The sequence below is a fragment of the Psychrobacter sp. AOP5-GZ1-6 genome (assembly GCF_052376345.1).
Classification (GTDB): Bacteria; Pseudomonadota; Gammaproteobacteria; order Pseudomonadales; family Moraxellaceae; genus Psychrobacter.
Window position 1 is genome coordinate 1 of record NZ_JBQSVP010000354.1, and the last position, 397, is coordinate 397.

The window sequence follows — 397 nt, forward strand, 5'->3', positions numbered from 1 at the left end:
TACGCTGATTCAACGATCGATGGGTGAGATGGTAACGACCACTCAGCAAGATATGATGGTGAGTAGTGGTGATGGTCATCATCAAATCAGTAGCGAGTCTTTGACAATGGTTGCTGATGGTCAGTTCAGTATGACGAATGGCAAGGACAATATTATGCTGTCTGCGCATACAGGGAAGCTTGAGGCAACGGCGAAGCAAGATGTGAATATGTCATCCTCAACTAAAGAAGTTGAGATAGTGGCAACGAATAAGATTACGCTAACGGCGGGCGGTGCGAGTATCACATTAGATGGCGGTGATATTACGATTGCGGCGATGCAGTTTACGGAGAAGGCTGGTAAGCACAGTCGTGATGGCGGCGGGATGGATGGGCTGAGTTTGGCGGGGTTGCCTAGT

General features: G+C 48.9%; 1 protein-coding gene. It reads left to right on the forward strand.

All coding sequences use genetic code 11. The features are described from left to right. Positions 1-397, forward strand: a 397-nt coding sequence (locus tag ACT3RN_RS16180) for a DUF2345 domain-containing protein (RefSeq protein ID WP_444518880.1), incomplete at both ends; no start/stop codon positions are given.